Annotated in this window: 9 protein-coding genes and 1 pseudogene; 7 read left to right on the plus strand and 3 right to left on the minus strand. The window is 25.8% G+C overall.

The window, feature by feature from the left end:
* Positions 1-298 (plus strand): annotated as a pseudogene (locus L8X40_RS08015) (hypothetical protein); the annotation flags it as partial.
* Positions 299-300: 2 nt separating this feature from the next.
* On the opposite strand, the gene icmH reads toward L8X40_RS08015, so the two are convergent.
* The 3 genes from icmH to tssJ are packed head-to-tail and all read right to left on the minus strand — an operon-like array spanning position 301 to position 2,936.
* Complete coding sequence (gene icmH / locus L8X40_RS08020) at positions 301-1,071, minus strand: type IVB secretion system protein IcmH/DotU (RefSeq protein WP_263667652.1); 771 nt, start codon at positions 1,069-1,071, stop codon at positions 301-303.
* A gap of 8 nt (positions 1,072-1,079) precedes the next feature.
* Positions 1,080-2,480: a type VI secretion system baseplate subunit TssK gene (gene tssK, locus L8X40_RS08025; RefSeq protein ID WP_087700202.1), complete on the minus strand. Its 1,401-nt coding sequence runs from the start codon at positions 2,478-2,480 to the stop codon at positions 1,080-1,082.
* Between the two features lie 15 nt (positions 2,481-2,495).
* Positions 2,496-2,936 (minus strand): type VI secretion system lipoprotein TssJ, encoded by a 441-nt coding sequence (gene tssJ / locus L8X40_RS08030; protein ID WP_214100825.1) that lies wholly within the window; start codon positions 2,934-2,936, stop codon positions 2,496-2,498.
* 163 nt (positions 2,937-3,099) lie between these two features.
* On the opposite strand from tssJ, the gene L8X40_RS08035 reads away from it, so the two are divergent.
* From L8X40_RS08035 to L8X40_RS08060, 6 genes are all read left to right on the plus strand, one after another.
* Complete coding sequence (locus L8X40_RS08035) at positions 3,100-4,305, plus strand: type VI secretion system domain-containing protein (RefSeq protein ID WP_250322470.1); 1,206 nt, start codon at positions 3,100-3,102, stop codon at positions 4,303-4,305.
* 75 nt (positions 4,306-4,380) lie between these two features.
* A complete protein-coding gene (gene tssB, locus L8X40_RS08040; protein ID WP_087700196.1) occupies positions 4,381-4,866 on the plus strand; it encodes a type VI secretion system contractile sheath small subunit in 486 nt (161 codons plus the stop codon).
* A gap of 12 nt (positions 4,867-4,878) precedes the next feature.
* Positions 4,879-6,333, plus strand: a complete 1,455-nt coding sequence (tssC, locus tag L8X40_RS08045; protein WP_087700194.1) for a type VI secretion system contractile sheath large subunit — start codon at positions 4,879-4,881, stop codon at positions 6,331-6,333.
* A 3-nt stretch (positions 6,334-6,336) separates the two neighbouring features.
* Positions 6,337-6,729, plus strand: coding sequence for a GPW/gp25 family protein (locus tag L8X40_RS08050; RefSeq protein ID WP_087700192.1), 393 nt, complete (start codon positions 6,337-6,339; stop codon positions 6,727-6,729).
* Complete coding sequence (gene tssF / locus L8X40_RS08055; protein WP_087700190.1) at positions 6,729-8,456, plus strand: type VI secretion system baseplate subunit TssF; 1,728 nt, start codon at positions 6,729-6,731, stop codon at positions 8,454-8,456. The genes L8X40_RS08050 and tssF overlap by 1 nt, the downstream gene beginning before the upstream one ends.
* On the plus strand, positions 8,453-9,364 hold the full coding sequence (locus L8X40_RS08060; protein ID WP_087700188.1) for a type VI secretion system baseplate subunit TssG: 912 nt from the start codon (positions 8,453-8,455) through the stop codon (positions 9,362-9,364). Before tssF ends, L8X40_RS08060 begins: the two co-directional genes overlap by 4 nt.
* Positions 9,365-9,467: the final 103 nt, after the last annotated feature.

Genomic DNA, 9,467 nt, shown 5'->3' on the forward strand with positions numbered 1-9,467 from the left:
TCTAGATGATTATTTTCCAAACAATTTGCATTCAAAAACTCTAGTTAAGTTAAAATATAATGATGCAATAAAATTTGGGATTAAATATAAATATAATTATATTAAAATACCTAATATTCAATACACTAAAAAAAACAACCAAAAGGATGAGTTTTACACCCCCTCTACTCTAGGCAAATACTATTTTCAAATAAGTAGATACCACGAAGAAGTTTTCTTTGAACTTTTAAAACCATATTATCCTAGTATAAAAAATCTTCCTAAAGCATGGAGTAAAGAAATGATTGAAAAAATGTAATCTTATATTTTTTCTATATTCTTAATCAAACTGCTAATATTAGAATCAATTTTAATATTATGAGTTTGCAAATCAAAAATTGCAAAAATGAAAAAACCCAAAATACATCCAATAGGTATAATAACTAACGCAAATTTCATAAATCTGCGTTGAAAATACTGCCAAAAATTTTCCCTATTAGCTCCATTATAAGCCTTATCAAAAGCTGTCTCATCTGTTAAATTTATAAGAGGGGTTAAAGCCGATGCTATGTTGTTACAAAGATAAATAATTTTTTCCTCAACATCTTTTTCATGAGAATATTTTCCTCTATATCCTAAAATCAAGCAAACATATATGAATTCCAAAAAATCCTTATTTTTGGATGGATTAGACAGCCAAGAAAGTGCTATATCGTAAAAATTATCACCACCTAGAGTCTCATCAAATAATCTCACGGTTAAAGTATGATTTGCCCAAGAGCTATTAATAAATAAATCATTTTTCATTAGACTTTCATCTATAAATACGCATAAGCAATATCTTAATTTTATAATATCTTTCTCATCATACTCTTTAAAAGTACTTAATCTTGAACTCCAAACCAAAATTTCATTCACAAGCTTTTCTTTTAAATTCTCTATATAAACAGTATCCAAAGAATGAACCTTAGATAATCTATAAACAAGTAAAAGAATTTCCAAGCAATTATCAACAACTTTATTGATTTCTAAACCTTTTAAATCGCTTTCTAAAAGTAAAGATCCTTCTTTAAAATGTGATTCTTTTTGCATATTACTCCTTAAAACACAGCCCACATTTTTATATCAGGGTTTTTTATATTTGTTGTTAGATATAAACTTATAACATTTTCACCCTTAAAGTATTTAAACAGCTCATCTTTTTTGTCTAACTTGTAATAAATATAACCATTTAAATAAGGTATAGAAGATGGAATATTTGAAATTTGCTCTATATTTATCCCTCGTAATTGTGTTGTTACTATACTTTTTATCCTACTTTGAGTATGAATTTTACTTTGAGTTTTAAAATTATATAATAAATACTCATGATTAACATCAGCACTAATAGCTAAAAATAATTCGCCCTCTTCAATAACCGTAGGATTGTCAAATAACAAATCATAAAATCCATTGTTATTATCAATTACTTGAGCCATAGTATATTTTGGAGAAGTTATTTTTGCAAATAAAACTCTAAGTTGATTAGTAAGTGGTAAAAAAGTGTTAGTCAAGTCATCATGATTATATACTATAAAATCAGAAAAGGAACTTTCGGTGCCAAAAGCACTAAGATCTCCTTGAAAATCAACTAATTTTTCATATAAATTTTCAGGATGTATTTTATCTTTATTGATTATATATGAAAAAATAAAATACCATTTTTTTAAAAGATTAAGCGATAAATATGTACTAAAATCCAAGGTGTTTTTAGTTTGATCTATACCCTTAAATACTTCAGTGAGTATTTCTTTATGCTGTTTAATTGAATGCGAAATTTCTTCTAAAAATGATTTAATATACGAAGATTTATTTAAATCTAAACAAGTGGGTATAAAACTTTCATCTAACTCTATTTTTTTATTTAAATCAATATTTTTGATTTTTGCTATAGGAATTTCAAGTTCATCTGGAGTTTTGCTACCTAAAAAACCCAATTTCAATCTTAAACTAGCTAAAGTAATGCTTATTTTTTCTTGAGAGAAAGTAACATTATCATTCTCATATTCATCTTCTAAATCAGTATGTTTAAAAACATCATTAGTATTATCATCATATATTCTTGAAGCTACAACACTTCTTAAACTAATGTATTTTGAATTAGGTATATTATTGTGTAAAGATATATCTGCTATAGAGGATAAACCCATAGGAATTTTAATAACAATAATAGAATTTACCAAAGAATCATAATTAACTTCCAAAGGCTCTGGAAGCTCATCTTGTTCTGGTGCATTAAAAATGCTACCATCTTTAGCAATTCCAGAAATTCTTTTAAGTGCTATTTTTCCTTGCATTAGCATTTCATTGGAAAATTCTAAATCAATTATTCCATATAAATTATTGAAAGTTGAAATTGTTTTAAGATTAATATTTCTTTCAAAATATCGTTCTTGTTGCTCAAAATGAATTTTATCAATATTTAGCCCATTAAACCAAGCTACTTTTAGCTTATCTGCCATTATATTTTCCTTAGATTAAATATGTCTAATACCATCTTTTGTTATTTCAAATTTTAATGTTTTTTTAGTTCCAAAACCATTAGCATCATCTGTTTTTGCCCAAATTTTTGTTACCTTTTTAGTATTATTTGCAAATAAAACCAAAATACCAATATACGGCACTTCTTCATCTATAACTTTAAAAGCAATAATATTATCTTTAGGGGCAATTTGTAGTCTAATTGAGTCAATTTTATCTCTACCTAGTATAGCATCCTCTCTATTAATCAGCTCTAAATCGCTAGCCTTTATAAATTTATTTACATCTTTTAGTTGATAAACAATAACAGTTAAAGGAACATCATCATTTCTGCTATTTAAATTAGAATTTTTTATATTATCAATCTTTACACTTACAACACTAGAGCAAGAACTTAAAAACAATCCCATAAGCAATATAATAAAAATTTTTTTCATTCCCATCCTTAAAAAAATACTTAAATAAATAACACTATAATTTTGTTTTTTATTATAATTAAAAAAACTTTCAATAGTGCTTAGGAGATAAAAAATGATTTTCTGTGATCATTACGAAGAAAATTTAGAAAACTTAGAAATATTTCACTTACTTGAAGAAGAAATGGCAAAATATAAAACATTAAATCATGAAAAAATACAATGGGATAAAGTATATGAATACTCATTAGATATTTTACAAAACAACTCGATGGATATGAAAATTTTCGCTTACTTTTCTTTATCATGTTTAGCATTAAATAACGAAGAGTGTTTTAAAATATTTTTAGAAATAATAATTTTTACAGAAAAATTATTTCGAGAAAAACCTGAAAATATAAGTAAAACATCTTCTATACTATTGAATCAAAAAAAGAAATACAAACAAATTGTTGAAAATTTTATTAATGAATTTAATAAAAATTCACCAAAATGCTTACAAGTCACAGCTAAAAATTTAAATGAGTATTTTGAAAAATTACGCGAAATTTTAAATTGTAATTTTGCAAAATTAAACATTAAAGAAGAAATAACACAAACCAAACAACCACCTCTTAAATCTCCAGTAACACAAGTAAATATCGATATAAAAAACACAAAATTATCCAATCTTAACGATAGAGAATACAGAACATTATTAAATAATCTAGCAATAGAATTACTAGAGAATGACATTGAAAACACTAACACCTATTCATTGTTTGCAGAGGCAACTTGGGGAAAGATAAAAACTCTTCCACCGCATTCAGATTTCATCACTAAAGTAAGATATCCTGATAAAAATTTAATAAAATTACTATTAGATAAAAATACAAATGAATTAGATCAAATAAAATGTTTTATCAATAATCTTTCACTTAATCCTTTCTGGATAGAGGGATTTAAAATATTTTGTGATTTTTTACAGCATCATGAAAAAGAACACTCCTTGAAAATTTTAAATTTACTAACTTGCAATTTTATTCTCAAATTCAAAGATATTACCAAGTTAAGATTTGACAACGGTGAATTAATGTGTAAAGAAGATACATTTAATTATTTTGTAAAACAAAATCAAGAAATCAATAAAAAAACACACGCTACATCCGATAAAAATAAAAAAGTAGAGCAATTACTCATTGAAATAAACAATGAAAATTATAATAATTCTTTATTTTGTAATATAAATTCTTTAATAGCCATGGCAGAAGTTTTTGAAACAAACAATATGAAAAATAATGCAAAAATTATATACTTACAACTAGTTGAACTTATGGAAAAAACCTTATTAAAGGATTACTTAAGTGATGAGTATAATTATGCAAAAAATAAAACTAATAAAAAAACATAAACTTAGTTATTCTTTATTTAGTTTTATGTATAATTTAAAAAATAAATTTTAAAATTTAAAAAATAAGGAAGTAAAATGTCTGATGGATCAAGTGCACCAAAAGAACGCATAAATATAACCTACAAGGCAAAAACAAACGGGCAAAATGCAGAAATAGAACTACCATTAAAACTCATGGTAATGGCCAACTTAACAGGTAAAAATGAACAAAATTTAGAAGATAGAGAAATTGTGTCTATCAACAAAATAAATTTTAATCAGGTTATGCAAAAACTAGACATCAAAACCCAATTTAATGTTAAAAATACTTTAGGTGGAGGTGCCGAAGAATTAGATATCAACCTAAAAATATCTAGTATGAAAGATTTTTCACCTGATAATATAGTGCAACAAGTGCCAGAGTTAAATAAACTAATGCGCCTTAGAGAAGCATTAATGGCTCTAAAAGGACCTATGGGCAATATTCCAAATTTTAGAAAAGCTGTTTTGGATGCTCTAAAAAATGAAAAAACCAAAGAGCAGTTGCTTTTAGAAATCAAAAAAGAAAATAACGAAGAATAAAGGAAACATAATATGTCAAAAGATAAAGTAATTGATACTCCAATTATTGAAAGTATTATGGAAAAAAGCAAATACGCTAGAAATGATGAAAGCTATAGTATAGCAAAAAGAGGAGTAGCTGAATTTATTTCTGCAATAGTTGAAAGTGACAATATAGAAGATAAAATCAATAAATTCGCACTTGATGAAATGATTGCCCATATTGATGATTTGTTATCAAAACAAATGGATGAAATTTTACATAATGAAGAATTTCAGAAATTAGAATCAACTTGGAGAGGGCTTTTCTTTTTAGTAGAAAGAACTGACTTTAATGAAAACATTAAAATTAATCTTTTTGATATTACAAAAGAAGAAGTTTTAGAAGATTTTGAAAACAATCCAGACATCACCCAAAGTGTTGTTTATAAAAATATTTATTCTTCAGAATATGGACAATTTGGCGGAGAACCAGTTGGTGCTATAATTGGTGATTATCAACTAAGCACTGCAAGTCCGGATATGACTTTTTTAAATAAAATGTCAAGCATAGCCGCAATGAGTCATTCTCCATTTTTAACTTCCTTAGGACCTAAATTTTTTGGTTTAGAAAATTATTCAGAATTAGCTAATATACAGGATTTACAAAGTCTTCTCGAAGGTCCACAATATACAAGATGGAGAACTTTTAGAGAAAATGAAGATTCTAAATACACAGGATTAATGGTTACAAGATTTCTGACAAGATCACCTTATGATAGTGAAGAAAATCCTATAAAAAGCTTTAATTATAAAGAAAATGTTCACGCATCTCATAATCATCTACTATGGGGAAATTCAGCATACGCTTTTGCAACAAGATTAACAGAAAGTTTTGCTAAGTATAGATGGTGTGGCAGTATCATAGGGCCAAAAAGCGGGGGAAGCGTAAAAGATCTTCCTACTTATTTTTATGAAAATTTTGGAAACTTAAAAGCTAAAATTCCTACTGAAGTTTTAATTACAGATAGAAGAGAATACGAACTTGCAGAAAATGGGTTTATAACTTTAACTCTAAGAAGAGATACCAACAATGCAGCATTTTTTTCAGCAAATTCTGCTTTAAAACCTAAAATATTTCCAAACACACCAGAAGGAAAAGATGCTGAGACAAATTACCGTTTAGGCACTCAACTACCTTATGTATTTTTAATTTCAAGATTAGCACATTATCTAAAAGTATTGCAAAGAGAAGAAATTGGAAGCTGGAAAGAAAGAAGTGATATTGAAAATGGTTTAAACGAATGGGTTAGACAATATATTTCAGATCAAGAAAACCCGCCAGCAGAGGTTAGAAGTAGAAGACCTTTTAGAGGAGCTCAAGTAAAAGTAGATAACATACCAGGAGAGCCTGGGTGGTATAAGATTGGATTAAGTGTTCGTCCTCACTTTAAATACATGGGTGGAAATTTTGAACTATCTTTAGTGGGTAAATTAGATAAAGAATAATAAATGTCTTTATTGGATAAAATTATTCATTCATTGGATGATCAGTATAAAAACATCCCTTTTTATCAAAACGAATTTCAAGAAATAAAAAACAATATACAAGTTTTGCTTAATGCAAAACTTGATGACTGTTTAAGTATTAAAGATTTTGGGTTATCTGGTATGGAAAATTTAAATTTAAGCTCAACAGAGCTTTGCTTAAACATGGCAAAAGAAATTCATAAACTCATAAGTAAATACGAAAAAAGAATTATGATTAATTCTATTACATATAACGACTCTTTAAAACCTTGGCAACTTTCATTTTTATTAAGATGTGTTTTTTATAATGATAGTTTTAAAGAATTTGTAATTGAAATTATATTTAAAAATAATCGATATTGCGAGGTTATCTAGTGACACAAGATGATATACATTATTATCAGAAGGAGATTACTTATCTCAATCAGACTCGAAAAATTTTTATAGATAAATTTCCTAAGTTAGCTCCCTTTTTATCTTACGATAGTAAAGATCCAGATATTGAAAGAATTATTGAAAATTTAGCAATATTAACCTCAAAAATTCATCAAGAACTAGATCAAAATATACCCTATATCGCAGAATCTCTAATTAATATTCTTTCTCCAAATTACACCAATATTCTACCATCTATGTGTATGCAAGAATTTAAATTTAACAAAAACAGCAAACTCAATAAATTAATTATTCCTAAAAATAGCACAGTCAAATCTATACCTATAGAAAAATGTGAATGTGAATTTAAAACGGTATATGATGTATATCTATATCCATTAAATATAGAGAATATTTTTTTAGGAAGTGAAAGACAATATCACACATTAGATATACAACTTAGAATTAATAAAGAAGATTTAAACATTGAACATCTGGATTTAGATAAACTAAGTATATATTTAGGGGATGATGTTTACACATCATCTACATTGCTTTTTTATATGCACCAATACTTAGAAGAATTGAAAATCATATCTCATGATACAAAAGAAGAATTTAAAATAAACACCCATAACATTAAAACTATGGGTTTAAAACCAAATGAAAGCTGTCTATTTTATAACGATTTAGGTTTTGAATCTTTTTCTTTACTAAGAGAGTATTTTTTTCTACCAGAAAAATTCAATTTTATCTTAATACAAGGCTTAGAAGTTTTACATAAATGCAAAGGTAAATTAATCAGTATTTTTTTCAAATTTAACAAAACACTTCCTAAAAATTGTATTATAAAAAATGAGCTATTTTCATTGTCTTCAACACCTATTATTAATATTTTTGAAAAAGCAGCAGAACCTATCATCAACAATCATTCGAAAAATGGATATAGAATTTTTATAGACAGAACCAATTTAAACGCATATGATATAGTTCAAATAAAGCAGGTGAAGGCACACAACAGTGATAGTGGTAGTAGAATTTTAAAAAATTATAAGAATTTTGAACGTTTTGAATTTATGCAAAACAAAATACAAGATTTTTACTACATTACAAATAAATCAAACTCCAAGAATGTTAATTTCAAAGAAATATCATTTTTTTCCTCAAACAATACAAATGAAACAATATCCATAGATACACTATGTTGCAATAAGAATTTACCTACTCTTTTAAAAATAGGTGATATTAATCTCGCACCTTTCCACAAAGATATAATTACCAAAAATATTACAATTCCAACACCGTCGAAACAAATCAATGTAGATGGAAATCTTTTATGGAAGTTAGTTTCTATTTTATCTTTTAGTTATCAAACTCTATTAACAAAAACTTCCTTTTTTCAAGTTCTGGAGAGTTATAGTTTTCCTGATGATAAAACATCTGAAGCAACTTGTCAACTACTTACTTCATCAATAATTGATATCAAATCAAAACCTACTTATTTAGTCGATGAACATATTACAAAAAAAGGAACTATGAGTATCATAAGCATAGATGATTCTAAATTTTATTCTTTAGGGGAAGTTTACAAACTTGGCGTAATAATTTCAGAATTTCTATCATCTTTTGTAAGTATTAATTCATTTTGCGAATTAAAAATAAAATGTATAAATTCAAAAGTCATTATACACTATCCTTTTAAAAAAGGAATTAAGTCTATATTATGAATAATACAAACTCTTATACTTTTTATAAACTTCTTAAAGAAATATTAAAAGAACATCGTAAAGAAGATATTTTTTTAAGAGTAAATAATGCTCTAATGCACCCTAATAAAGAAATTGAGTATGTAAAAATTAGTAAAAATAATGATATTTTTCCTATAGAAATTATGATTAACTTCATGGGTCTACAGGGAAATACATCGCAACTCCCATCTTACATACTAGACAAGCTTTCTAGAAATGAAGATGGCGGTGAAGGATGGAGTTTATTTTTTGATTTTTTCAACCATTATCTTCTTTGGATTTTTTTTGAAATTACTACTCTTAATAATTATCCAAAAAGTTTTGATATTGACTTCAATGATAGAATTTCTAAAATACTATTTTCTATATTGGGTATCAATGACACAAGAATAGCAAAGAGATATCTACCTTTTGCTCCATTATTGCTAAGTTTAAGAAGACCTAAAAGTTATATTGAAAGAATTTTACAAATCACTTTTAATTTGCAAAATCAATTAAGTATTATAGAAAATATACCTCATCAAATTTACATAAGACACATACAATTAAATAAATTAGGATGTAAGAATCATATTTTAGGGAAAAATCTAATTTTAGGGAAAAAATTTCTATCTTACCAAAATAAAATAGCTATTTATATAAAAGATATACACTATGATGAAGCTTTAAAATACTTTCCAAACGCAGAAAAATATAAAGAGCTTAAAGAAAGTATATTATTTCTAACTAATAATGAATTTTGTGTTGATTTATATCTTAAAATTATTTTTAATAAAAGAATGCTGTTTAAGCTAGGAGATTACTCTCACTCCAAATTAGGATGGGGTAAAATTTTAGGAAAAAAAATAAAAAATTACGAGATAATACATATTAAACTTCATGAATGATTTTTATATTTACCAAAATATATCATTTACTCATCTATATAAAATCTGAATTTTCATTATTTAAATCATCACTTTTTATAAATTATAACAATAAAATATAGCA

Source organism: Campylobacter sp. CNRCH_2013_0855 (assembly GCF_025773025.1).
In the GTDB taxonomy this organism is placed as follows: Bacteria; Campylobacterota; Campylobacteria; order Campylobacterales; family Campylobacteraceae; genus Campylobacter_D; species Campylobacter_D jejuni_C.